At 62.4% G+C, this 24,561-nt stretch carries 17 protein-coding genes; 15 read left to right on the top strand and 2 right to left on the bottom strand.

The features are described from left to right. The first annotated feature begins 35 nt into the window (after nucleotides 1-35). Complete coding sequence (locus CO670_RS08810) at nucleotides 36-290, top strand: DUF2934 domain-containing protein (protein WP_097589885.1); 255 nt, start codon at nucleotides 36-38, stop codon at nucleotides 288-290. Nucleotides 291-356: 66 nt separating this feature from the next. Here the strand turns inward: CO670_RS08810 and CO670_RS08805 are convergent, their stop codons facing one another. After that, on the bottom strand, nucleotides 357-1,001 hold the full coding sequence (locus CO670_RS08805) for a ThuA domain-containing protein (protein ID WP_097589884.1): 645 nt from the start codon (nucleotides 999-1,001) through the stop codon (nucleotides 357-359). A gap of 230 nt (nucleotides 1,002-1,231) precedes the next feature. Between CO670_RS08805 and galE the strand changes: the two genes are divergently transcribed. Together galE and CO670_RS08795 are read left to right on the top strand one after the other, a co-directional pair. Next, a complete protein-coding gene (gene galE, locus CO670_RS08800) occupies nucleotides 1,232-2,215 on the top strand; it encodes a UDP-glucose 4-epimerase GalE (protein ID WP_097589883.1) in 984 nt (327 codons plus the stop codon). Then, complete coding sequence (locus CO670_RS08795; protein ID WP_097589882.1) at nucleotides 2,193-3,779, top strand: alkaline phosphatase family protein; 1,587 nt, start codon at nucleotides 2,193-2,195, stop codon at nucleotides 3,777-3,779. Before galE ends, CO670_RS08795 begins: the two co-directional genes overlap by 23 nt. Here CO670_RS08795 and CO670_RS08790 read toward each other — a convergent pair. Beyond that, nucleotides 3,767-4,264, bottom strand: coding sequence for a DUF1993 domain-containing protein (locus CO670_RS08790; protein WP_097589881.1), 498 nt, complete (start codon nucleotides 4,262-4,264; stop codon nucleotides 3,767-3,769). The genes CO670_RS08795 and CO670_RS08790 overlap by 13 nt on opposite strands. A 366-nt stretch (nucleotides 4,265-4,630) precedes the next feature. Between CO670_RS08790 and CO670_RS08785 the strand changes: the two genes are divergently transcribed. The 12 genes from CO670_RS08785 to CO670_RS08735 all read left to right on the top strand — a co-directional run bounded on the left by CO670_RS08785 (nucleotide 4,631) and on the right by CO670_RS08735 (nucleotide 24,472). Then, a complete protein-coding gene (locus CO670_RS08785; protein WP_088677430.1) occupies nucleotides 4,631-5,560 on the top strand; it encodes a sugar ABC transporter substrate-binding protein in 930 nt (309 codons plus the stop codon). Nucleotides 5,561-5,629: 69 nt separating this feature from the next. Next, nucleotides 5,630-7,171 (top strand): sugar ABC transporter ATP-binding protein, encoded by a 1,542-nt coding sequence (locus CO670_RS08780; protein WP_097589880.1) that lies wholly within the window; start codon nucleotides 5,630-5,632, stop codon nucleotides 7,169-7,171. A 34-nt stretch (nucleotides 7,172-7,205) separates the two neighbouring features. After that, nucleotides 7,206-8,231 carry an ABC transporter permease gene (locus tag CO670_RS08775; RefSeq protein WP_097589879.1) on the top strand — a complete coding sequence of 342 codons (1,026 nt, stop codon included), beginning with the start codon at nucleotides 7,206-7,208 and terminating at the stop codon, nucleotides 8,229-8,231. Between the two features lie 166 nt (nucleotides 8,232-8,397). Beyond that, entirely contained in the window at nucleotides 8,398-9,456 is a 1,059-nt protein-coding gene (locus CO670_RS08770) for a dipeptidase (RefSeq protein WP_097589878.1), read from the top strand. Between the two features lie 99 nt (nucleotides 9,457-9,555). Continuing rightward, the gene (locus tag CO670_RS08765) at nucleotides 9,556-11,199 is read left to right on the top strand and encodes an ABC transporter substrate-binding protein (protein ID WP_097589877.1); all 1,644 of its coding nucleotides are present in this window, start codon (nucleotides 9,556-9,558) and stop codon (nucleotides 11,197-11,199) included. Nucleotides 11,200-11,218: 19 nt separating this feature from the next. After that, nucleotides 11,219-12,286 carry an ABC transporter permease gene (locus CO670_RS08760; RefSeq protein ID WP_097589876.1) on the top strand — a complete coding sequence of 356 codons (1,068 nt, stop codon included), beginning with the start codon at nucleotides 11,219-11,221 and terminating at the stop codon, nucleotides 12,284-12,286. Further along, complete coding sequence (locus tag CO670_RS08755) at nucleotides 12,283-13,218, top strand: ABC transporter permease (RefSeq protein WP_097589875.1); 936 nt, start codon at nucleotides 12,283-12,285, stop codon at nucleotides 13,216-13,218. The genes CO670_RS08760 and CO670_RS08755 overlap by 4 nt, the downstream gene beginning before the upstream one ends. Further along, nucleotides 13,215-14,048 carry an ABC transporter ATP-binding protein gene (locus tag CO670_RS08750; protein WP_097589874.1) on the top strand — a complete coding sequence of 278 codons (834 nt, stop codon included), beginning with the start codon at nucleotides 13,215-13,217 and terminating at the stop codon, nucleotides 14,046-14,048. The genes CO670_RS08755 and CO670_RS08750 overlap by 4 nt, the downstream gene beginning before the upstream one ends. After that, nucleotides 14,045-14,794: an ABC transporter ATP-binding protein gene (locus CO670_RS08745; protein ID WP_097589941.1), complete on the top strand. Its 750-nt coding sequence runs from the start codon at nucleotides 14,045-14,047 to the stop codon at nucleotides 14,792-14,794. The genes CO670_RS08750 and CO670_RS08745 overlap by 4 nt, the downstream gene beginning before the upstream one ends. 162 nt (nucleotides 14,795-14,956) lie before the next feature. Further along, nucleotides 14,957-15,145 carry a hypothetical protein gene (locus tag CO670_RS08740; protein ID WP_097589873.1) on the top strand — a complete coding sequence of 63 codons (189 nt, stop codon included), beginning with the start codon at nucleotides 14,957-14,959 and terminating at the stop codon, nucleotides 15,143-15,145. A gap of 124 nt (nucleotides 15,146-15,269) precedes the next feature. Next, nucleotides 15,270-15,434 (top strand): hypothetical protein, encoded by a 165-nt coding sequence (locus tag CO670_RS32910; RefSeq protein ID WP_176538899.1) that lies wholly within the window; start codon nucleotides 15,270-15,272, stop codon nucleotides 15,432-15,434. Nucleotides 15,435-15,952: 518 nt separating this feature from the next. Next, on the top strand, nucleotides 15,953-24,472 hold the full coding sequence (locus CO670_RS08735; RefSeq protein WP_097589872.1) for a glucoamylase family protein: 8,520 nt from the start codon (nucleotides 15,953-15,955) through the stop codon (nucleotides 24,470-24,472). Nucleotides 24,473-24,561 lie beyond the last annotated feature (89 nt).

The raw sequence follows: 24,561 nt of genomic DNA, 5'->3' as shown, positions 1-24,561 counted from the left end.
ATATCTGCTTCCAAATTTTTCGGCTGGGGTTGGTAATGAGTCACAATAGGGACGCCTGGGTCAGCCAGCGCGCTTATTCGCTGTGGGAATCGGAAGGCCGGCCGGAGGGGCGTGGGGAAAGCCATTGGATGCAGGCGCTCAAGGAATTCGAGCAGCTGGAGCTGACCAAGGCCTCGCCCGATGGAAATGATCTCATCGAAAAGCTGAAGGCGGCCGGGCGGCTGATGCGGGTCTATGGCGAGCCGGTCCCCGAAATCGAAAACGAGGGGCAACGGAAAGCAGCCTTTTAAAGCAATTTCAGCAAAGACGCCGAGCGGATTCCTGTCCGGATTGGCACAGAAGAGACCTGCCCGACGCTACTGGCGGGCGGCCCAGCCCAGGCCGCGGCGCAGAATCAGCGGCATATAGGGATGGTCGAATTCGGCGGCGACGTGGCCGAGAGCCGAATAGAAGATGCGGCCGGCGCCGAAATGGCGCTTGAAGACGACGGGCATCACGACATTGCGCGCTGCTGGGTCATAAGCGCCGGTAAAAGTCGTCGTCGCGAGGATTTCGACGCTCGGGTCGTAATGCAGATAATATTGCTCCGAGTGATAGTCGAAGTCTGGAATGCCCTCCATGATGGGGTCGTCCTGGCGGGTGACGCCGACGTGGAAATCGATGATATTGCCGGGATGCGCGACCCAGGTGACGCCGGAGACGTAACGGAAGGCGGCGCTTTCCTTGAAGGAGGTGGCAAGCGCGCCGTGATGGCCGCCGAGCCCCAGCCCGCCGCGCACCGCCTCGACAAGGGCGCTGGCATGGGGCTTTTCCAGCGTTTCGCCGGTGATGATGGGCACGAGAAGATCGGTCTTGGCGAGCTGAGGCGATGCGAAGATGCCGAGATCTCCGGTCACGTCGACGGCGAAACCGTCCTCGCGCAGGAGCTCGGCGACGATCCAGGCGCATTGTTCGGGCTCATGGCCCTCCCAGCCGCCCCAGACGATGATCGCCTTCTTCATGTCATGCCCTCCGCGCAAATCATTCTTCGCCCACTAGAGCAGGCGGTTATGCAAATCACGCGAATAATGCGCGAAGGCCCACAGCAATGCTTCGCGGCGTACTCCAGTCGGTCGGGAGCTCTTCGGCATTCGACGTATTGCCCGTTCAAGCGGATTGAAGTTCCTTCTTTTTATTGACGTGTATCTCGTCTAGGTTCCGCCTATCTCTCATTGAATGACAAGGGTGGTGCATGGCAGGTGAAACGGTTCTTGTGGTCGGCGGCGCCGGCTATATCGGCTCGCATACGTGTCTCGACCTGGCGAACAAGGGCTATAAGCCTGTCGTCTTCGACAATTTTTCGAACGGTCACCGGGAGTTCGTCAAATGGGGGCCGGCCGAGGAAGGCGATATTCGCGACCGCGCCCGGCTGGACGAGGTGCTTGCCAAGCACAAGCCGGCGGCGATCCTGCATTTCGCAGCGCTGATCGAGGTCGGCGAATCGGTCAAGGATCCGTTTTCCTTCTACGAGAACAATGTGATCGGCACTCTGACGCTGCTTTCGGCGGCGCAGGCGGCCGGGATCAACGCCTTCGTCTTCTCCTCCACCTGCGCGACCTACGGTCTGCCGCAGAGCGTGCCGCTCGACGAGACGCACCGGCAGGTGCCGATCAATCCTTATGGGCGGACGAAATATATCGTCGAGCAGGCGCTCGCCGACTACGATCAGTATAAGAGCCTGCGCTCGGTGGTGCTGCGCTACTTCAATGCGGCCGGTGCCGATTTCGAAGGCCGGATCGGCGAGTGGCACCAGCCGGAAACCCATGCGATCCCGCTGGCGATCGATGCCGCGCTCGGCCGCCGCCAGGGTTTCAAGGTGTTCGGCAGCGATTACGAGACGCGCGACGGCACCTGCGTGCGCGACTATATCCATGTGCTCGACCTTGCCGATGCGCATGTGCGTGCCGTCGAATATCTGTTGAAGGGCGGAGAGTCCGTTGCGCTCAACCTCGGCACCGGCACCGGCACGACGGTGAAGGAATTGCTGGGCGCGATCGAGGACGTGTCGAACAGGCCTTTCCCGGTCGAATATATCGGCCGGCGCGAAGGCGATTCGCACACGCTGGTCGCCAACAACGACAAGGCGCGCGACGTGCTCGGCTGGGTGCCGCAGTATGATCTCAGTCAGATCATCCGCTCCGCCTGGGACTGGCATGCAAAATCCAACCAGCATTGAGCCAACCGGAATTGAAACGGGCCGCCGGCCGAACGTTCTGCTGATCACAGCGGACCAGTGGCGCGGCGACTGCCTGTCTTCCCTGGGCCATGCCTGCGTGAAAACGCCTGCCGTCGATGCTTTGGCGCGGGAAGGCACGCTGTTCCGGCGGCACTATGCCGGGGCCGCACCCTGCTCGCCGGCGCGGGCGACACTTTATACCGGCCTCTACCAGATGAACCATCGCGTCTGCCGCAATGGTTCGCCGCTCGATGCCCGCTTCGACAATCTGGCGCTGGCGGCCCGGCGGGCGGGATACGATCCGACGCTGTTCGGCTATACCGACACGGCGCCCGATCCGCGCGGCATGGATGCCAATGATCCGCACCTGACGACCTATGAAGGCGTGCTGCCGGGCTTCACCGCTCGCCAGCTTCTGCCCGAGCATGAGAGGCAGTGGCTCTCCTGGCTCAGGTCCTGCGGCCATGCCGATGCGGTCAGCCGTGACATCCATATTCCCGTCGGCGCAGAGCCGGGAGAAATCTCCGATGCGGCGCCGGCCTATTCGCGTGACGAGACGCAGACGGCTTTCCTGGCCGGCGAGTTCATCCGCTGGATGGGCGAACAGGACAGGCCGTGGTTTGCGCATGTCTCTTTCCTGCGTCCGCATCCGCCCTTTTCCGTGCCGGAACCGTTCAACCGGATGTTCAAGCCAGGTGACGGGCCGGCTTTTGCCCGCGCGGCAAACGCCCAGGCGGAAGAGGACAGTCATCCCTATCTCGCCTATGCCATGCCGCGCTCCGGCAAGAGCAGTTTCGTCCACGGCGCCAGCGGGCCGCTCAGCGGCTGGAACGGGGAGGATTTCGCGGCGATCCGGGCGATCTATTACGGCATGATAGCGGAGGTCGACGACCAGCTCGGCCGCATCTGGCAGGCCCTGAAGGACGCGGGCGCCTGGGAGAATACGCTTGTCGTCTTTACCTCCGACCACGCGGAGATGGCGGGCGATCACTGGACGCTCGGGAAGGGCGGCTTCTTCGACGGCAGCTATCATATTCCGCTTGTCATTCGCGATCCTGCAAGCGCTGCTGCCGGCGGGGTAGTCGACGATTTCACCAGTGCCGCCGATATTTTTCCGACCCTTTGCCAAAGGCTTGGCATCGACGCGAAGAACGGTCTCGATGGCCGGTCGCTCATGCCGTTCGTCCAAGGCGGGCGCGCGGAGGCCTGGCGGGACGCGGCATTCTGGGAATTCGATTTCCGCGACATTGCCGGGAGCGATGCTGAGCGCCATTTCGGCATCGGCTCCAACGAATGCAATCTCGCCGTGATCCGCGATTCTAGGTTCAAATATGTGCATTTCACCGCGCTGCCGCCGCTGCTCTTCGATCTCCGTGAGGATCCGATGGAGTTGAACAATATTGCGGCGGATCCGGCCCGTGCCGCGGTGCGACTTGCCTATGCCGAAAAGCTGCTTTCGCTCAGAGCGCGGCATTTGGACCAAACGCTCGCCTATACCGAGCTGACGGAAAAAGGGCCGGTGATCCGCCGGCCCTCATATAAGATGTCAGATCAGCCGAGATAATCGCGCTTGCCGATCGGCGCGCCCTGATTGCGCAGGATCGCATGGGCGGTGGCGACGTGGAAATAGAAGTTCGGCAAGGCGAAGATGGTGACATATTCGCTGCCCGGGAGCACGATTCCGCTCTTGCCCGGTAGGGTGATCTCACGGCTTTCCGTGCCCTCCAGTGCTTCCTCCGAGAAGCCGGCGAGATAGGCTTCGGTCTTTGCCAGGCGCTCGCGCAGTTCGTCGATCGTCTTCTCATTGTCCTCGAATTTCGGCGCTTCGGTCGCGCTCAGGCGGGCGACGGCGAATTTGGCGCTGTCGCTGGCGCGCTGGTACTGGCCGGAAAGCGGCAGCATGTCGGGCGCAAGGCGGGCGGAAACCAATATGGCAGGATCGATATTCTTTTCCCGCGCATAGGCTTCGGCCTTGTCGAGATAGGTTTTCAGGCTGGCAAGCCCGCGCTGGAACATGGGAACGGTAAGGCGATAGATCGAAATGGACATCAGTCCTGTCTCCAAAAATCTTCAAACGATCGGACCGCAGCAAGAGGCCGAAGGCCGTGTGCTGGCCGCGATCCCGCATAGATGGAGGCGGCCTTCGTTTTTCACAATGGAGGGAATGCGGATGCCGGTCGCGGCGTCGGGCTGCCATGCCGCCATCCTCGCCTCATCGCCGCTAAAGAGACTTGACGCCGTTCCCAGAAAATGGAATAAATATTCCGCATAACAAATTTTACGGTTTGTTTGTTCCGTTTTGCGGGGTGCCACGGGAGAGGTGGTGCATGCAGGGGATTGCAGCTCTCAGGGCAAATAGCCTGGAGCTCCGGCGTGAGGAGGGTGCAGCCGGGCACCATTTGTGGAGGAAGTGAAATGAAAAAGTTTATCCTGGGCACTGCGATGGCGCTCGTCATGTCGACGGCGGCCCACGCGGAAACGGTTGGCGTGTCGATGGCGAAGTTCGACGACAACTTCCTGACCGTTCTGCGCAACGGCATGACCGATTATGCAAAGACGCTGAATGGCGTGACGCTGCAGGTCGAAGACGCACAGAACGACGTTTCCAAGCAGCAGAGCCAGATCCAGAACTTCATCGCCTCCAAGGTCGATGCGATCATCGTCAACCCTGTCGATACCGATGCGACGACGGCGATGTCGAAGCTCGCGGCCGATGCCGGCATTCCGCTGGTTTACGTCAACCGCCAGCCGGTCAACGTCGACACGCTGCCGGAAAAGCAGGCTTTCGTGGCTTCCAACGAGCAGGAATCCGGCACGCTGGAGACCAAGGAAATTTGCCGCATTCTCGGTGGCAAGGGCAAGGCCGTCGTCATCATGGGCGAGCTTTCCAACCAGGCCGCGCGCATGCGCACCCAGGACATTCATGACGTCGTCAAGACCGACGAGTGCAAGGGCATCGAGATCGTCGAAGAGCAGACGGCCAACTGGGACCGCACCCAGGGCGCCGACCTGATGACCAACTGGCTCTCCAGCGGCATCGAATTCGACGCGGTGATCTCCAACAACGACGAAATGGCGATCGGCGCCATCCAGGCGCTGAAGGCTGCCGGCAAGGATATGACCAAGGTCGTCGTCGGCGGTGTCGACGCCACGCAGGACGCGCTTGCCGCCATGCAGGCAGGTGACCTCGACGTCACCGTGTTCCAGGACGCGGCCGGCCAGGGCAAGGGCGCGCTCGATACGGCGCTCAAGATCGCCAAGGGCGAAAAGGTCGAGAAGAAGGTCTACATCCCCTTCCAGCTCGTCACGCCTGAAAACGTCAAGGACTTCGTCGCCAAGAACTGAGGCGAACGCCAAGCAGGATGCGGGCTCGGCCCGCATCCTTTCAGCCTGTCCGTATCCGGAGGAGATGATATGGCCGTCAGCCCGACAACCATGGCAGCCGTGCGCGCAAGCGGCGCGGTTCCGAATGCGGAATATCTCTTGAGCGCCGAGGGCGTTCGCAAGGAATTTCCAGGCGTCATCGCACTCGACGACGTGCAGTTCCGGCTGAAGCGCGCCTCCGTGCATGCGCTGATGGGCGAAAACGGCGCCGGCAAATCGACGCTGATGAAGATCCTCGCCGGCATCTATACGCCCGACAAGGGCGATATCCGCCTCAAGGGCGCCGAAATCCGGCTGAAATCCCCGCTCGACGCGCTGGAGAACGGGATCGCCATGATCCATCAGGAACTGAACCTGATGCCGTTCATGACCGTCGCGGAAAACATCTGGATCCGCCGCGAGCCGAAGAACCGTTTCGGTTTCGTCGATCATGGCGCGATGCGCCGCATGACCGAGGAGCTGTTTGCCCGGCTGAACATCGCGCTCGATCCCGAAATCGAAGTCCGCCACCTCTCGGTCGCCAACCGGCAGATGGTCGAGATCGCCAAGGCGGTTTCCTATAATTCCGACGTCCTCATCATGGACGAGCCGACATCGGCGCTGACGGAGCGCGAGGTCGAGCATCTTTTCCGCATCATCCGCGATCTCAGGTCCCAGGGCATCGGCATCGTCTACATCACCCACAAGATGAACGAGCTTTTCGAGATCGCCGACGAGTTCTCCGTCTTCCGCGACGGCCGCTATATCGGCACGCATGCCTCGACCGAGGTGACCCGCGACGACATCATCCGCATGATGGTCGGGCGCGAGATCACCCAGATGTTTCCGAAGGAAGAAGTGCCGATCGGCGAGGTCGTGCTCTCCGTCAAGGATCTCTGTCTCAATGGCGTCTTCCGCGACGTTTCCTTCGAGGTGAGGGCTGGCGAGATCCTCGGCGTGGCCGGCCTCGTCGGCTCCGGGCGGTCGAATGTGGCAGAAACGCTTTTCGGCGTGACGCCGGCAAGCTCCGGTTCGGTCGAACTCTTCGGCAAGCCGGTGAACATTGCCTCGCCGACCGACGCCATCCGCCATCAGATGGCGTTCCTGACGGAGGACCGGAAGGATACCGGCTGCCTGCTGATCCTCGATATTCTTGAAAACATGCAGATCGCCGTTCTGCAGGACAGATACGTCAAGGGTGGCTTCGTGCAGCAGGGCGCGCTCGAGGCGACCTGCGAAGACATGGCGAAGAGGCTGCGCGTAAAAACGCCCAACCTGTACGAACGCGTGGAGAATCTTTCGGGCGGCAATCAGCAGAAGGTGCTGATCGGGCGCTGGCTGCTCACCCATCCGAAGATCCTGATCCTCGACGAGCCGACGCGCGGCATCGATGTCGGGGCCAAGGCCGAAATCCACCGCCTGGTCACCGAAATGGCGCGAAACGGCGTCGCGATCATCATGATCTCGTCCGAAATGCCCGAAGTGCTCGGGATGAGCGACCGCATCATGGTCATGCATGAAGGCCGCGTGACCGGTTTCCTCAATCGCGATGAAGCAACGCAGATCAAGGTGATGGAGCTGGCTGCGCGGTGACGCGCCGCCTGTGATCGCCCAAGGGAGGTTTGACATGAATAGCAAGGCAGCAGAGGGCACCGCCCCGCTCGCAACCCGGCCGAGACGGCGGCGCATGCCGCCGGAACTCAGCATCTTCCTCGTGCTCGTCGGCATCGCGCTGGTCTATGAAGTGCTCGGCTGGCTGTTCATCGGCCAGAGCTTCCTGATGAACTCGCAGCGCCTGACGATCATGATCCTGCAGGTCTCCGTCATCGGCATCATCGCCGTCGGCGTCACCCAGGTCATCATTACCGGCGGCATCGACCTTTCCTCGGGATCGGTCGTCGGCATGACGGCGATGATCGCGACGAGTTTTGCCCAATCCTCCACCTGGGGACGGGCCGTCTTCCCCTCGCTGACCGATCTGCCCGCCGTCGTGCCGATCATGATCGGCCTCCTGATCGGGGCGGCTGCCGGTCTCATAAACGGCGCGCTCATCGCCTATACGAAGATCCCGCCGTTCATCGCAACGCTCGGCATGTTCGTTTCGGCCAGAGGCATCGCGAAGTGGTATACGAAGGGACAGCCGGTTTCCGGCATCACCGAGCAGTTCCACTTCATCGGGACCAAGGCCTGGCCGGTCGTCGTCTTCCTGGTCGTGGCGCTGATCTTCCACATTGCGCTGCGCTACACCCGCTACGGCAAGTTCACCTATGCCATCGGCGCGAACCCGCAGGCCGCGCGCGTTTCGGGCATCAATATCGAGGCGCATCTCGTCAAGGTCTACGTGATTGCCGGATTGCTCGCCGGGCTTGCCGGTATCGTCACGGCGGCGCGTGCTGAAACCGCACAGGCGAGCATGGGCGTCGGATACGAACTCGACGCGATCGCCGCGACCGTCATCGGCGGCACTTCGCTGACCGGCGGCGTCGGACGCATCACCGGCACCGTCATCGGCACCATCATCCTCGGCGTCATGACGTCAGGCTTCACGTTCCTCAGGATCGACGCCTACTACCAGGAAATCGTCAAGGGCGTCATCATCGTCGCGGCCGTCGTCGTCGACGTCTACAGGCAGAAGAAAAGGCGCAAGCACTGATCTCGATCAGTGAGAACCGATCACCATGCGGGGGCTTCGGCCCCCGTTTCCATTTGCGGCGAAGCTCTTGAAGACGACGCAGATTTTTAAAAAAGAGATGGCGAATCCCGTCAGCTTTTCTATTCTGCCACGTCATACGCCCGCCTCGGCCAGTGCAGGAAGCCAAATGCAATTCGTATTCGACGGTCATAACGACGTTCTTCTTCGGCTCTGGACACACGCAAAAGACGGCAACGATCCGATCGCTGAATTCAAAGACGGCACGACGGCCGGCCATATCGATGCGCATCGAGCCAGGGAAGGCGGCCTCTCCGGCGGCCTCTGCGCCATCTATATTCCCTCCGGCGATCTCGTCTTTGCCGATCCGGATGCCGAAGGCCGCTATGTCACGCCGATGGCGGCTCCTCTCGACCCGCTGCCTTCTCTCGTCGTTGCCAACGAGATGGCGGCGATCGCGCTGCGGCTCCACCGGGCGGGCGCCTGGCGGCTCTGCCGGACGGTCAAGGATATCCGCGGCGCCATGGCGGACGGCGTCTTCGCCGCCGTCCTGCACATGGAAGGCTGCGAGGCGATCGGCGCCGATCTCTCGGCGCTCGAAGTGTTTCATGCGGCAGGGCTGCGGTCGCTCGGTCCCGTCTGGAGCAGGCACAATGTCTTCGGTTACGGCGTGCCCTTCGCCTTCCCGATGTCGCCGGATACCGCGCCCGGCCTGACCGACGCGGGCTTTGCGCTGGTGAAGGAATGCAATCGTCTCGGTATCCTGATCGACCTTGCCCATATCACCGAGAAGGGTTTCTGGGACGTGGCGAAAACAACTGACCAGCCGCTGGTCGCCAGCCATTCCAATGCCCACGCGCTGACGCCGGTGGCGCGCAACCTCACGGACAGGCAGCTCGATGCGATCCGTGAAAGCCGTGGTCTCGTCGGCGTCAATTATGCGACCGCCATGTTGCGTGCCGACGGCCGCTCGGACAGCGATACGCCGCTTGCCGATATGATCCGCCATATCGACTATCTCGTGAACCGCATCGGCATCGATTGCGTGGCGCTCGGATCGGACTTCGATGGCGCCACCATTCCTGAGGAAATCGGCGATGCGGCCGGCAATCAGAAGCTGATTGTCGCTCTCCGGGAGGTTGGATATGGTGAGGAGGATCTCACGAAACTTGCCCGTGAAAATTGGCTTCGTATTCTGGCGCAAGCTTGGCGGGAAGACCGCGCCTAAAGCGCCGCGCGCCTCTGGACGCGCTCGGAATGGACAATAGTTTAATGGGGAATGACCGACCTAACGCTTCGTAATCAATCAAGAACAGGGGAACAGACCATGATGATCACCAAGCTCAGCCGCAATATCCGCATTCTCTCCGCAGGAGCCGCCCTTTCGCTCCTGATGATGACGGCACCTTCCGCCTTCGCCGAAACGCCCAAGGACACGCTTGTCGAAGGTTTTGCCATCGACGACATCATCACGATGGATCCCGGCGAGGCTTTCGAGCTTTCGACGGCGGAGATCACCAGCAACAGCTACAGCCTGCTTGTCCGCCTCGATCTTGCCGATACATCCAAGGTGAAAGGCGATCTCGCCGAAAGCTGGAGCGTTTCGGATGACGGCCTCACCTATACGTTCAAGCTGAAACCCGGCCTGAAATTCGCCTCTGGCAATCCGATTACCGCCGAAGATGTCGCCTGGTCGTTCGAGCGCGCCGTCAAGCTGGACAAGAGCCCCGCCTTCATTCTCACGCAGTTCGGCCTGACCGGCGACAACGTCACCGAAAAGGCCAAGGCGGCCGACGCCAATACCTTCGTCTTCACGGTCGACAAGGCCTATGCGCCGAGCTTCGTGCTCAATTGCCTGACGGCGACCGTCGCTTCCGTCGTCGACAAGAAGCTGGTGCTGGAGCATGTGAAGGCCGTGACGCCGGATGCCGAGCACAAATACGACAATGATTTCGGCAATGAATGGTTGAAGACCGGCTATGCCGGCTCCGGCGCCTTCAAGCTGCGCGAATGGCGCGCCAACGAAGTCGTCGTGCTGGAGCGCAACGACAATTATTACGGCGACAAGCCGAAGCTCAACCGCGTCATCTATCGCTACATGAAGGAAAGCTCGGCGCAGCGGCTGGCGCTCGAAGCCGGTGACATCGATATCGCCCGCAACCTCGAGCCGGGCGACATCGACGCCGTTTCCAAGAATGCCGATCTGGCGACCACAAGTGCGCCGAAGGGCACGATCTATTACGTCAGCCTGAACAACAAGAACGAGAACCTGAAGAAGCCCGAGGTTCAGGAGGCCTTCAAATATCTGGTCGATTACGATGCGATCGGCGCGACGCTGATCAAGGGCATCGGCGAGATCCACCAGACCTTCCTGCCGGAGGGTCAGCTCGGCGCTCTCGACGAAAATCCCTACAAGCTCGATGTCGCCAAGGCCAAGGAGCTGCTGGCCAAGGCCGGCGTGCCCGACGGCTTCTCGGTGACCATGGACGTGCGCAACACGCAGCCGGTGACCGGCATTGCCGAATCCATGCAGCAGACGCTGGCGCAGGCCGGCGTGAAGCTGGAGATCATCCCCGGCGACGGCAAGCAGACGCTGACCAAATATCGCGCCCGCACCCACGATATGTATATCGGCAATTGGGGCTCCGATTACTTCGACCCGAATTCCAATGCCGACACCTTTACCAGCAACCCCGACAATTCCGACGCCGGCACGGTGAAGACGCTCGCCTGGCGCAACACCTGGGAAGCGCCGGAACTCGACAAGCAGACCAAGGCCGCATTGCTCGAGCGTGACGGCGCCAAGCGCGCGGCAATCTACGAGGATGTCCAGAAGAAGTTCCTCGCCAACAGCCCCTTCGTCATCATCTTCCAGCAGACCGAAGTGGCCGGCTATCGGAAGAGCCTGAAGGATTTCAAGCTGGGTCCGAGTTTCGACACCAACTTCGTCGGCCCGATCGCCAAGGAATGATCCGGCGGGGTTGAGTGGCTTGAGCACCGTCGAAACCAGGCAGGAGGCGCGGCCCCGCAAGGGCCGTGCCGGCGTCTTCGTGAAGGCGGCGGGACGTTTCCTGTTCGCCGCCGTCACCACCTATCTCGGCCTGCTGGCCGTCACCTTCTTCATCGGCCGCGTCGTGCCGATCGATCCCGTGCTCGCCATTCTCGGCGACCGCGCGCCCACCCATGTCGTCGAGCGTGTGCGCCAGGAAATGGGCTTCAATCTGCCGCTCTATCAGCAGTTCTACATCTATATCAAAGGGGTGCTGTCCGGTGATTTCGGCAATTCGGTGCTGACGACCAATCCGGTCATGGTCGATATCCGCCGCGTCATGCCGGCGACGATCGAGCTCGCGACGTTGGGAACACTGATCGGCGCCTGCGTCGGCGTGCCGCTCGGCGTTCTCGCCGCCGTGCGGCGCGGCAGCATCGCCGACCAGGTGGTGCGCGTCATCGGCCTGATCGGCTACTCGGTGCCGATCTTCTGGCTGGCGCTGATCTCGCTCGTCATCTTCTATGCGCAACTGCGCTGGGTGGCCTTTCCCGGCCGCATCGATATCGTCTTCGAATATACGTTCACGCCGATCACCGGCTTCTATCTGCTGGACAGCGCCTGGCAGGGGCAATGGGACGTCTTCTACGACGTCTTCCGTCACATCATCCTGCCCGCCTCGCTGCTCGGCTATTTCTCGCTCGCCTATATCAGCCGCATGACGCGCAGCTTCATGCTGAACGAGCTTTCGCAGGAATATATCGTTGCCGCGCGCGCCAAGGGGCTGTCGGAAACAAGGGTGATCTGGGGCCACGCGCTGCGCAATGCCGCAGTGCCGCTTGTGACCGTCATCGCCCTTTCCTATGCCGGCCTGCTCGAAGGCTCGGTTCTGACCGAAACCGTCTTCTCCTGGCCGGGCATCGGGCTTTACATCACCAATTCGCTGCAGAATGCCGATATGAATGCCGTGCTCGGCGGCACCATCGTCATCGGCACTGTCTTCATCGGCATCAACCTTCTGTCCGATCTTCTCTACCGGACGCTCGACCCGAGGACGCGAAGCCGATGACGGCGCCCGCCACCCCATCTCCAGCGATGAGCCGCCGCGAATGGCTGCTTTCCGACCGGCCGCAATCGCGCCTGCAGGCCCGCCTCGGCCGCGCCTACGTCACCTGGCGGCAGTTCACCGCAAACAGGCTCGCCGTCGTCGGCCTCATGATCATCGTCGCGCTGCTGCTGGTTGCCGCTTTCGCCGATCTCATCGCCACGCACAATCCTGTTGTCGGCGATCTGCGCAATGCCCGCTTGCTGCCGCCGGGAACGAGCGGATTCCTGCTCGGCACGGATGATCAGGGCCGCGATATCTTTTCGCGGCTGGTTCACGGATCGCGACTGACGCTGCTCGTCGTCGTGCTCGTTGCCATCATCTCCGCGCCGATCGGGCTGATCGTCGGCACGGTTTCGGGTTATGCCGGCGGCTGGGTGGATGCGACGCTGATGCGCATCACCGATATTTTCCTTGCGTTTCCGAAGCTGGTGCTGGCGCTCGCCTTCGTCGCCGCGCTCGGCCCGGGCATCCAAAATGCCATCATCGCCATCGCCATCACCTCCTGGCCGCCCTATGCCCGCATCGCGCGCGCCGAGACGCTGACGGTCCGGCGATCCGACTATATTTCGGCGGTGAAGCTGATGGGCGCCTCGCCGCTGCGCATCATCGTGCGCCATGTCATGCCGCTCTGCATTTCCTCGCTGATCGTGCGCGTGACGCTCGATATGGCGGGCATCATCCTGACGGCGGCCGGTCTCGGCTTCCTCGGTCTCGGCGCGCAGCCGCCGCTGCCGGAATGGGGCGCGATGATCGCCTCGGGCCGGCGCTTCATCCTGGATCAATGGTGGGTCGCAGCGATGCCGGGCATCGCCATCCTCATCGTCAGCCTTGGTTTCAACCTGCTCGGCGACGGACTGCGCGACGCGCTCGATCCGAAGGAGAGCGGCCAATGACGACACTTCTGACGGTCGACAAGCTCAAGGTCAGCTATCCCACCCGCACCGGCGTGATCGAGGCCGTTCGCGGCGTTTCCTTCACGCTTGGCAGGGAAAGGCTCGGCATCGTCGGTGAATCCGGTTCCGGCAAGTCGCAAACCGGCCGGGCCATCATGGGACTGACGCCGAAACACGGCGTCGTCACCGCCGACAGGCTGGATTTCAACGGCATCGACCTTCTCAAGGCTTCCGCCGGCGAAAGGCGCAGGCTGCGCGGCAAGCGCATCGCCATGATCCTGCAGGATCCGAAATATTCGCTCGACCCCGTCATGACGATCGGGCGGCAGATCTGCGAAACGCTGCGCACGCATGAGAGGGTCGGCAAGGCGGAGGCGCGCGAGCGGGCGCTGGCCATGCTGGAGGCGGTGCAGATCCGCGACCCCAAACGCGTCTTCGACCTGCATCCGCACGAGGTTTCGGGCGGGATGGGACAGCGCGCTATGATCGCCATGATGCTGATTGCCGGACCGGAACTGCTGATCGCCGACGAACCGACCTCGGCGCTCGACGTGACGGTCCAGCTCGACGTGCTGCGGATCATGGACAGGCTGGTGTCGGAGCGCGGCATGGGACTGATCTTCGTGTCCCACGATCTGAGGCTGGTTTCTTCCTTCTGCGACCGCGTCATCGTCATGTATGCAGGCAAGATCGTCGAAGAGCTCGCGGCCGCCGATCTCAAACAAGCGCAGCATCCCTATACCAGGGGGCTGCTGAACTGCATGCCTGAGATCGGCGCAAACCGCCATCCGCTGCCGGTGCTCGATCGCAAGCCGGAGTGGGCGGCATGAGCGCAGCGCTCCAGATCGACAATCTCAGCGTCGTCTATGACGAATTTCATGCATTGAAGGATGTCAGCGTCGCGGTCGAAAGCGGCGAGTCCTTCGGCCTTGTCGGCGAGTCCGGTTCGGGAAAATCGACCTTGCTGCGCGCCGTTGCCGGGCTTGCGCCGGTCAGCGGCGGGACGATCCAGATCGAGGGGGAAGCGCTTCGAGGCGCAAAACGCAGCAAGAGTTTCTATCGGCGCGTGCAGATGGTCTTTCAGGATCCCTATGGTTCGCTGCATCCGCGCCAGACGATCGACCGGCTTCTGCTCGAACCGCTTGCGATCCATGGCATCGGCGACAGCGACCGGCGTATCGCCCGGGCGCTCGACGAAGTCGGCCTCGGTAACGGCTTCCGTTTCCGCTATCCGCACCAGCTCTCCGGCGGCCAGCGGCAGCGTGTGGCAATCGCCCGGGCGCTGATCGTCGAACCGTCGATCCTGCTGCTCGACGAACCGACATCGGCCTTGGATGCCTCGGTGCAGGCCGAGGTCCTGAACCTGCTCGAACAGATCCGGCGCGACCGCAAGCTTACCTTCGTAATGGTGAGCCATGATCTCGGCGTCATCACCCATATGTGCGAAAGGCTCGCCGTGATGCGCAACGGTGCGGTCGTCGAACGCCTGAGCTCGGAAGAGCTGGCGAAGGGCGCCGTCCGCGAGGACTATACGAGAAATTTGATGATCGCCAGCAAGGGGTTCGTCAAAGCCTGAAGAGCAATCTTTTCAAACCCTTGAAAAGAAAAGCCCCGCGCGACCGTTAAGGCTAACGCTTCCCTAAAAGACGACCAACCAACTAGACTATTGACAGCTGCCCCGCTTCTGTCATGATCCTGTTAACGATTGTTAGCTTTCGTGATCGATGGAGGTTGAGGCATGTTCTTTTTCGGTGGCATGACCATGGGCTACCTCGATCCTCCCGTCAAAGCCGACCGCGGGGAACAGATCTCGGTATCCATTCCTGCCGAAAAGGACCGCAGGCTGATCGACACTCCCTCCAACCCGCCGCAGGACGAGAGCGCCGTCGAGCGCTCGTGGATCTGGGCATGGCGCACGCTCTGCTGATAGAGCTGGTTGAATTTTCTCTTCCGCTCGCTCTGGACGGAAATTTATCTCTACCTACCTGATAGAGAAAATATTTATAAACCGAGCCGCACAACCGGCCGCAGGAAAACAACGGAGGCAACATATGGCAGATCTGGGTATTTCGCATACTCACGTGAACCACTATGGTTCCGTCGCGGACAAGAAGCCGCTGACCGCGCGTAACAGGCTTCAGACCATGCTCCACGGAGCGATCTTCACCGCAGCATTCCTGTTCGTCGTCGCCATGGTTTGCGGCCTCGTCGGCTAATCCGGCGCATCATAAGATCGGCAGGTGCCGCGGCGGTTTCCGCGCCTTGCCGATGCTTGCAAGCCTCGGCACTCTCCTGACGGCAGCCTGTCCAGGGGAGTGGTCCCAATCCCCATTCTTCTCTATGTCAGTCACGCCAGCGCGCCTGCATCGACGTTCGTTCACGGGCGCGCTTCAGTCTTTACTTCTTTCCGCGCTGCCGCCAGGCCAGATGCCGGTATTTTCGCCCTCCCGCCGCCGAGACGAGCCTGACGGGCCGCATTCCCGCCTCTTGACTTGAATTGTCCCTTGTCCAAGTTTCGCCATGGCTTTCGCGGAGAGGATATCGATGATTTCCATCATCCGTCTGCCGCCCTGAACCGGGGCTCAGTGCGTTTGCGTCGCTTCGCCCAAGTGTCATTCATCCCGGCTCCATCGATCTTCGAAGAATCGGGCTCCGTTCATGTCGCAGTCATGATAAGCAGTGCAAAAGGCTGAGCAAAACAGCCATAACTTTGTTTGGATCCAGAACCGAACCCATGTCTATTGCCAATCTTTCTCCGAGCCTTCCGCGCGACCCCGATACGAAGCAGATCGATCACAATGATTCGATCCGCTCGACCTATCTTTCCATCGAGGACATCAAGGCGATGGGCGAGGCGGTCGCCCGCAACGGCGTCAGCAAGCTGCCGGCTTTCGCTCCCTTCGATTTCTTCGCACGCCATAAGGAAAACGAGAAGGAAATCCTGCGCGTCTATCGCACCACGGCAACGGACGTCGAGGCCGGAGAGACGATCACTCCGGCGGCGGAATGGCTGCTGGACAACCATTATATCGTCGAAGAGGCGATCCAGGAGGTGCGGCGCGACTTTCCCCGGCGTTTCTACCGCGAATTGCCGACTATTTCTGTCGGGGGTGTCGAGATACCGCGAACCCTGGTCCTTGCCTGGCTCTATGTCGCCCATACCCACAGCACGATCTCGCAGGAAAGCCTGACGGCGCTGGTCGACGGCTTCCAGACCAGCGAGACGCTCCGGATCGGCGAACTCTGGGCCCTGCCCTCGCTCGTGCGCTACGTGCTGGTGGAAAACCTTCGCCGCATTTCGAGCCGTGTCGAAGCCAGCCGCCGCCTGCGCCGGCGCGCCAACGAGGCGGCCGACGAACTGGTCCGCCTGACCGATCCGGCAAAGGCCGCCGCCTATCTGAAGACGCTGGAGCCGCTTGCCGAGGACAATACCTTCTCGACGCAGTTCCTCTACCGCATGCGCGACGGCTCGCAGACATCGAGCCTGGCGATCACCTGGCTCGACGAGCGGCTGGAAGAACTCGGCCGCAATACCGAAGAGGCCACGACGGCCGAACACAGCCGCCTGTCTTCCGGCAACGTGACGATGGGCAACATCATCCGCAGCCTTCGCGAGATCGACGATACGGAATGGTCGGTCTGGGTCGAGCAGGTCAGCCATGTCGACAAGCTGCTCTGGGAGCATTCGGACTACGGCATCCTCGATTCCGGCTCGCGCAACAAATACCGCAAGCAGATCGAGAAGCTGGCCAAGCGCTCGCCGCTGACGGAAATGGAAATCGCCCAGCTGGCGCTCGACATGACGGAAGAGGCCAAGGCCTCCGGCGAGCCGCAGCCGCACGAACCGAATGTCGGCGGCTTCCTGTCCGGCGCGCAGCGGCCGAAGCTCGAGGCGCGGGCGAATTACCGCCCGACGATCACCCAGCATTTCGTCCGCGCCGTGCGCCAGTTCAACTGGCTGGCGATCGCCGTTCCCGTCATGCTGCTGACCGTCATCGCCATGGCCGTCGTCGGCAAGTTCATGGCGAATGCCGGCATGGGTCCGCTCGAAATCGCCGTGCTGCTGATCATGTTCTCGCTGCCGGCCTCGGAAGGCGCGACAGGTCTCTTCAACACCCTGCTCTCCTTCTTCGTGACGCCGGCGCGACTCGTCGGCTACGAATTCAAGGAAGGCATTCCCGAGGATGCGCGCACGCTGCTCGTCGTGCCCTGCCTGATCTCCAACCGCGACAGCGTCGACGACCAGGTGCGCAATCTCGAGGTTCATTATCTCGCCAATCCGCGCGGCGAGATCTATTTCGCGATGCTCAGCGATTGGCCGGACAGCGATGTCGAGGAAACGGCCGCCGACCTCGAGGTTCTCGACTATGCAAGGCGCGAGATCGCCAATCTTTCCGCCCGTTATGCTTATGACGGCAAGACGCGCTTCTATCTCCTGCATCGCCGCCGCCTCTACAATTCCGCCGAAGGCGTGTGGATGGGCTGGGAGCGCAAGCGCGGCAAGCTGCACGAGCTGAACATGCTGCTGCGCGGCGACCGCGACACGACCTATCTGCCGGGCGCCAATGCGGTGCCGGCCAACGTGCAATATGTCATGACGCTCGATGCCGACACGCGCCTGATGCGCGATGCCGTCACCAAGCTCGTCGGCAAGCTCTACCACCCGATCAACCGCCCGGTCATCAATCCGAAAACCGGGCGCGTCGAGAGCGGCTACGGCGTGCTGCAGCCGCGCGTCACCCCGTCGCTGACGACGGGCAAGGACGCGTCGGTCTTCCAGCGCGTGTTTTCGATCAACCGCGGCCTCGACCCTTATGTCTTCACCGTTTCCGACGTCTATCAGGACCTCGCGGGCGAAGGCACCTTCACCGGTAAGGGCCTCTATCATGTCGATGCCTTCGAAGCGTCGCTGAAGGGCCGGATCGAGGAGAATTCGGTCCTCAGCCACGATCTTCTCGAGGGCTCGATGGCGCGCTGCGCGCTCGTCACCGATCTCGAGCTGGTCGAGGATTTCCCGATCCGCTACGAGGTGGAAACCTCGCGTCAGCATCGCTGGGCGCGCGGCGACTGGCAGCTCCTGCCTTACATGTTCAATCCGAAATACGGCGTCACGGCCCTCGGCCGCTGGAAGATGTTCGACAATCTGCGCCGTTCGCTAACGCCGATCGCCTGGTTCTTCGCCTCGGTGCTCGGCTGGTATTTCATGGGCCCGCTCGGCGCGCTGGTCTGGCAGATTCTGCTGATCTTCTGCCTCTTCGTCGCACCGACGCTGTCGCTGATCAACGGCATCATCCCGCGCACCAGCGATATCGTCGCCCGCGCCCATCTCTATACGGTCTGGTCCGATATCACCGCCGCCAATGCGCAGGTTGCGCTGCGCATCGTCTTCATCGCCGATTCCGCGGCGATGATGGCGGATGCGATCGGCCGTTCGCTCTACCGCCTGTTCGTCAGCCGCAAGCTGATGCTGCAGTGGCGCACTGCCGCCAGCGTTCAGGCCGGCCGCCAGGGCACTCTCGCCTCCTATTACAAGACGATGTGGCATGCGCCGGCGCTGGCGCTGCTGGCGCTCGCCTTCGCGGCGCTCCCTGGTGACAACGCCTTCCTCGTCGGCATTCCCTTCGCGCTGCTGTGGATCCTCTCGCCTGTCGTCGCCTGGTATGTCAGCCAGTCGGCCGAGACGGAAGACCGGCTCGAAGTCGCCGACTCGGTGTCGAGCGAACTGCGCAAGATCGCGCGGCGCACCTGGCGTTATTTCGAGACCTTCACGACTCCTGAGCAGAACTATCTGCCGCCGGACAATATCCAGGAAACGCCGCATGTCATCGTCGCGGCGCGCACCTCGCCGACCAATATCGGCGTCTACCTGCTTTCGGTTGTTTCCGGCCGGCATTTCGGCTGGTTCTCCTTCGAGGAGACGATCGAGCGGCTGGAACAGACGATCGCGACGATCGACAAGATGGAGAAATTCCGCGGCCATCTGTTCAACTGGTATCACACCGATACGCTGCAGACGCTCGGGCCGCGTTACGTCTCGGCGGTCGACAGCGGCAATCTCGCCGGCCATCTGATCGCCATTTCGTCGGCCTGCCGCAACTGGGCGGAGGCGCCCTCGGCCCATATGCAGGGCAATCTCGACGGTGTCGGCGACACGGCCGGCATTCTCGGAGAGGTGCTGGCCGATCTGCCCGACGACCGCAAGACCGTGCGCCCGCTGCGCCGGCGCCTGGAAGAGCGCATCGTCGGCTTCCAGAACGCGCTTGCCGCCGTCAAGCGCGAGCACGAATTCGCCTCGATCCGCATCATCAACCTTGCCGTTCTCGCACGCGACATCGAAAAGCTCGCCGCCAATCTCGACCATGAGGTCAAGTCTAAGCAGAGCGAAGAGGTCACCCAATGGGCGGCGTCGCTGGTGAAGGTCTGCGAGGCGCATATATCGGACAGCACCTTCGACCTTTCCAAGGTCGATGACCTCAGGCCGCGCCTAGTGGCGCTGCGCGACAAGGCCCGCGATCTCGCCTTCTCGATGGATTTCGGCTTCCTGTTCCGGCCGGAGCGCCGCCTGCTGTCGATCGGCTACCGCGTCGAGAGCGGCGAGCTCGATCAGGCCTGCTACGATCTTCTCGCCTCGGAATGCCGCCTGACCAGCCTCTTCGGCATTGCCAAGGGCGATCTGCCGACGGAACATTGGTACCGCCTCGGCCGCCAGGTCGTGCCTGTGGGATCGCGCGGCGCGCTGGTCTCCTGGTCCGGTTCGATGTTCGAATATCTGATGCCGCCGCTCGTCATGCAGGAGCGCGGCGGAGGCATTCTCAACCAGACCAACAATCTGGTTGTCGTCGAACAGATGAACTATGCCCGCAAGCTCGGCATTCCGTGGGGCATTTCGGAAGCGGCCTTCAATGCCCGCGACCATAACCTCAACTATCAGTACACGAATTTCGGCGTGCCGACGCTCGGTCTGAAACGCGGCCTCGGCCACAATGCCGTCATCGCGCCCTATGCCTCGCTGCTGGCCAGCCAGTACGATCCGCCGGGTGCGCTGGAAAACCTGCAGAAGCTGCGCAAGCTCGGCGCGCTCGGCAAGTTCGGCTTCCATGACGCCGTCGATTTTACGCCGACGCGGGTGCCGGAAGGCAAGAAATGCGCGGTGGTCTACAACTATTATGCCCACCATCACGGCATGTCGATCGCCGCCGTCGCCAACGTCGCCTTCAACGGCCATCTGCGCGAGCTCTTCCATTCCGACCCGGTCATCGAGGCGGCCGAGCTTCTGCTGCAGGAAAAGGCGCCGCGCGACATTCCCGTCATGAGCGGCAAGCATGAATCCGATACGCCAGCCAGCATCCAGGACGATCTGCTGCGGCCGGAGATCAGGAAGATCAGCGACCCGGCCTCGCGCGACCGCGAACTCGTCTTCCTGTCGAACGGCCACTACTCCATGATGCTGACGGCGACGGGCGCCGGCTATTCCCGCTGGAACGGTCTTTCCGTTTCCCGCTGGAAGGCCGATCCGACCGAAGACCGCTGGGGCACCTTCATCTTCCTGCGCGATACCGCCACCAACGAATGGTGGTCGGCGACAGCAGAGCCGAAGGGTGTCGAGGGCGAAAAGATCAAGGTCGAATTCGCCGACGAGAAGGCGCAGTTCACCAAGGCGGTCGGCGACCTGACGAGCGAAGTGGAATGCATCATCGCGACCGAGCATGATGCCGAGGCCCGCCGCGTCACCCTGCTCAACATGGGCACTGAAGACCGCTTCATCGAAGTCACCTCCTACCTCGAACCGGTCATTACCTCCGACGATACCGACAATGCGCATCCGGCATTCGCCCGGATGTTCATCAAGACCGAGATCGGCAAGCGCGGCGACGTCATTCGCGCGGAACGCAACAAGCGCGATCCGAACGAGCCGAATATCAGCATCGCCCATCTGATCGTCGACAATGCCGGCGATACCCGCCACACCGAATTCGAGACCGATCGGCGCAAGTTCATCGGCCGTGGCCGCAGCCTCGCCGATGCGGCGGCCTTCGATCCGGGTGCGACGCTTTCCGGCAGCGACGGCTTCATGCTCGACGCCGTCATGTCGCTGCGCCGCACCGTGCGCGTGCCGGCCGGCAAGAAGGTCAGCGTGTTCTTCTGGACGATCGCGGCGCCGAGCCGCGACGAGGTCGACAAGGCGGTCAACCGCTACCGTCACCCCGACGCCTTCAACCACGAACTGGTCCAGGCCTGGACGCGCACGCAGGTGCAGATGCGCCATGTCGGCGTCACCTCGCAGCAGGCGGCCGCCTTCCAGCATCTCGGACGCTACCTCGTCTATCCCGACATGCAACTGCGCAAGGACGAGGCGACCGTCGAGGCCGGCCTGCAGTCGCAATCGGCCCTCTGGCCGCTGGCGATCTCCGGCGACTTCCCGATCTTCACCCTGCGCGTCAATGACGACATGGATCTCGACATCGCCCGCGAGGCGCTGCTGGCGCAGGAATATCTGCGTTCGCGCGGCGTCACCGCCGATCTCGTCATCATGAACGAACGCGCCTCTTCCTATGCGCAGGACATGCAGCATGCGCTCGACGCCATGTGCGAGAACGTGCGCCGCATGGGCCAGGCCGATGGGCTGCGCCAGCACATCTTCGCTGTCCGCAAGGATCTGATGGAGGAGAGCACCTATCACGCGCTGATCGCGGCTTCCCGCGTCACCCTGCATGCCAAGAACGGCAAGGTAGTCGATCAGATCAGCCGCGCCGTCGCGCTCACCGCACCCTCCAAGGAAGAACAGCAGGAGATGGAGCGGGCCGAGCGCAACAAGGCTCCGGTCAAACGCGTCACCCCGGTGCCGCCGCCTGCCGTGCCCGCCGTCGTCATCGAAGAGGAAGGCGACCTCGACTTCTGGAACGGCATCGGCGGCTTTTCCCGCGACGGCCGCGAATATGTCGTTCGCCTTCCCGGCGGCCATGCGACGCCGCAGCCCTGGATCAACGTGATCTCCAACGACAAGTTCGGCTTCCACGTCTCGGCGGAAGGGGCGGGCTTCACCTGGAGCGTCAACTCGCGCGACTACCAGCTGACCTCCTGGTCGAACGATGCGGTGGTCAACCGTTCAGGCGAGGCCTTCTATCTCGCCGATCTCGACAGTAGTGCGGTCATGACGCCCTTCGCGGCGCTCTCCGGCCGGCCGGACATTCGTTTCGAGGCTCGCCACGGGCTCGGCTATTCGGTCTTCTCGAGCATCCAGCACGATATCGCGCTGGAGCTGACGCAGACGATCGCCCGCGACAAGCCGGTGAAGCTGCAGCGCCTGCGCCTGCGCAACACCGGTTCGAGCGGCCGCAGGCTGCGTCTCTACGGCTATGTCGAATGGATCCTCGGCAATAATCCGGGACGCACGGCGCCCTTCATCCTGTCGCGGCATGATGGGGAGACGGGAGCGCTGTTCGCCACCAATCCCTACAGCATCGACCATTCCAACCGCATCGCCTTCTTCGCGGCGAGCGAGACGCTTTCGAGCTTCTCGGCAAGCCGGCGGGAATTCATCGGCAAGGCGGGAACGATCCAGACCCCGCAGGCCGTCACGTCGGCCGCCGTGCTTTCCGGTGCGACGGAACTCGACGGCGATCCGGCCGCGGCTCTCGCGATCGACATCGAGCTTGGCGCCGGCGAGGAGCGTGATTTCACCTTCTTCCTCGGCGATACCAAGACCGAAGACGAGGCGCGCAGCCTCATCGCGGATATCCGCAAGGCTTCGTTCGACGATGCCGTCGAGGCGAACCGCGCCTTCTGGCGGGATTTCACCGGCCGGCTGCAGATCTCGACGCCGGATCGCGGGATGAACAATCTCGTCAATAGCTGGCTGCCCTATCAAAGCCTCGGCTGCCGCATCATGGCCCGCACCGCCTTCTACCAGGCAAGCGGCGCCTTCGGCTTCCGCGATCAGTTGCAGGACACGCTGGCCTTCCTGCTGCACGAGCCTTCGATTGCCCGCCGCCAGATCCTGAATGCCGCCTCGCGCCAGTTCCGCGAGGGCGACGTGCAGCATTGGTGGTTGCCGGGAACGGGTGCAGGCGTTCGCACCCTGATCTCGGACGATGTCGTCTGGCTGAGCTACGCGATCCATCACTATTGCAGCGTCACCGGCGACAAGAGCGTGCTCGACGAGGAGCTTGCCTTCCTCGAAGGTCCGGCTCTTCTCGAAGGTCAGCACGATTCCTTCTACAAGCCGGAGATTTCCGAGGATAAGGCGAGCGTCTACGAACATGCGGCGCTGGCGCTCGATCTCGCCATCGCCCGCAAGGGCGCAAACGGCCTGCCGCTGTTCCTCGGCGGCGACTGGAACGACGGCATGAACCGCGTCGGCATCGACGGGCGCGGCACCAGCGTCTGGCTCGGCTGGTTCCTGGCGGGGGCATTGCGCTCCTTCATTCCCTATGCCGAAGAGCGCGGCGACACGGCTCGCGTCGAGCGCTGGTCCGCACATCTGACCGGGTTGAAAAAGGCGCTCGAAACCGCGGCGTGGGACGGCGGTTACTATCGCCGCGGCACCTTCGACGACGGCGCGCTGCTCGGCTCCAAGGAAAGCCCGGAATGCCGGATCGACTCGATCGCGCAGTCCTGGAGCGTTCTGTCCGGCGAGGGCGACCCGGCCCGCGCGGTCAAGGCCATGGATGCCGTGCTCGATCAGCTGGTCGACGAGCAAGCCCGCATCATCCGCCTGTTCACGCCGCCTTTCGTCAACTCGGCGCGGGATCCCGGCTATATCAAGGCCTATCCGCCGGGCGTGCGTGAAAACGGCGGGCAATATACCCATGCCGCGACCTGGGTGGTGATGGCGCTGGCGGAGCTGAAGCGCGGCGACGATGCCTTCCGCTGCTTCCAGATCCTCAATCCGATCACTCATGCGCTCGACAAGGCTTCGGCGGAACAGTACCGCGTCGAACCCTATGTCGTGGCGGCCGACGTCTACGGACATGATCCCTACACGTCGCGCGGCGGCTGGACCTGGTACACCGGCTCCGCGGGCTGGCTCTACCGTGCTGCCGTCGAAGGCATCCTCGGTATTCGCCTGAAGGACGGCCGGCTCTACGTGCGTCCGGCGCTCCCGTCGGAATGGGACGGATTTGCGGCAGAGGTGGAGCAGGGCGGCGGCAAATACCGTATTTCGGTCTCAAAAGCGTCCAATGCCAGCGGCTACACTCTGTCGGTCAACGGCAGCGAAGTCACCGATCCCGAAGAGGGATATCCGCTCGGATAGCAGCGTTCTCCACGCTGATGAACACGGCGATTCGCGGCGGCCAAAGGGAACCCTTTTGGCCGTCGTCGCGTTTGCAAAATCGGATAACA

The organism is Rhizobium sp. J15, assembly GCF_002531825.1.
In the GTDB taxonomy this organism is placed as follows: domain Bacteria; phylum Pseudomonadota; class Alphaproteobacteria; order Rhizobiales; family Rhizobiaceae; genus Rhizobium.
Note: the sequence above shows the minus strand (reverse complement) of the source record. Positions and strands in the feature narration are given on the sequence as shown.

What these genes read in the sequence shown, in the direction of transcription:
- CO670_RS08810 (WP_097589885.1), top strand. Translation starts at nt 36, where the DNA reads ATGAGTCACAATAGGGACGCCTGGGTCAGCCAGCGCGCTTATTCGCTG.
- CO670_RS08805 (WP_097589884.1), bottom strand. Translation starts at nt 1,001, where the DNA reads ATGAAGAAGGCGATCATCGTCTGGGGCGGCTGGGAGGGCCATGAGCCC.
- galE (WP_097589883.1), top strand. Translation starts at nt 1,232, where the DNA reads ATGGCAGGTGAAACGGTTCTTGTGGTCGGCGGCGCCGGCTATATCGGC.
- CO670_RS08795 (WP_097589882.1), top strand. Translation starts at nt 2,193, where the DNA reads ATGCAAAATCCAACCAGCATTGAGCCAACCGGAATTGAAACGGGCCGC.
- CO670_RS08790 (WP_097589881.1), bottom strand. Translation starts at nt 4,264, where the DNA reads ATGTCCATTTCGATCTATCGCCTTACCGTTCCCATGTTCCAGCGCGGG.
- CO670_RS08785 (WP_088677430.1), top strand. Translation starts at nt 4,631, where the DNA reads ATGAAAAAGTTTATCCTGGGCACTGCGATGGCGCTCGTCATGTCGACG.
- CO670_RS08780 (WP_097589880.1), top strand. Translation starts at nt 5,630, where the DNA reads ATGGCCGTCAGCCCGACAACCATGGCAGCCGTGCGCGCAAGCGGCGCG.
- CO670_RS08775 (WP_097589879.1), top strand. Translation starts at nt 7,206, where the DNA reads ATGAATAGCAAGGCAGCAGAGGGCACCGCCCCGCTCGCAACCCGGCCG.
- CO670_RS08770 (WP_097589878.1), top strand. Translation starts at nt 8,398, where the DNA reads ATGCAATTCGTATTCGACGGTCATAACGACGTTCTTCTTCGGCTCTGG.
- CO670_RS08765 (WP_097589877.1), top strand. Translation starts at nt 9,556, where the DNA reads ATGATGATCACCAAGCTCAGCCGCAATATCCGCATTCTCTCCGCAGGA.
- CO670_RS08755 (WP_097589875.1), top strand. Translation starts at nt 12,283, where the DNA reads ATGACGGCGCCCGCCACCCCATCTCCAGCGATGAGCCGCCGCGAATGG.
- CO670_RS08750 (WP_097589874.1), top strand. Translation starts at nt 13,215, where the DNA reads ATGACGACACTTCTGACGGTCGACAAGCTCAAGGTCAGCTATCCCACC.
- CO670_RS08745 (WP_097589941.1), top strand. Translation starts at nt 14,045, where the DNA reads ATGAGCGCAGCGCTCCAGATCGACAATCTCAGCGTCGTCTATGACGAA.
- CO670_RS08740 (WP_097589873.1), top strand. Translation starts at nt 14,957, where the DNA reads ATGTTCTTTTTCGGTGGCATGACCATGGGCTACCTCGATCCTCCCGTC.
- CO670_RS32910 (WP_176538899.1), top strand. Translation starts at nt 15,270, where the DNA reads ATGGCAGATCTGGGTATTTCGCATACTCACGTGAACCACTATGGTTCC.
- CO670_RS08735 (WP_097589872.1), top strand. Translation starts at nt 15,953, where the DNA reads ATGTCTATTGCCAATCTTTCTCCGAGCCTTCCGCGCGACCCCGATACG.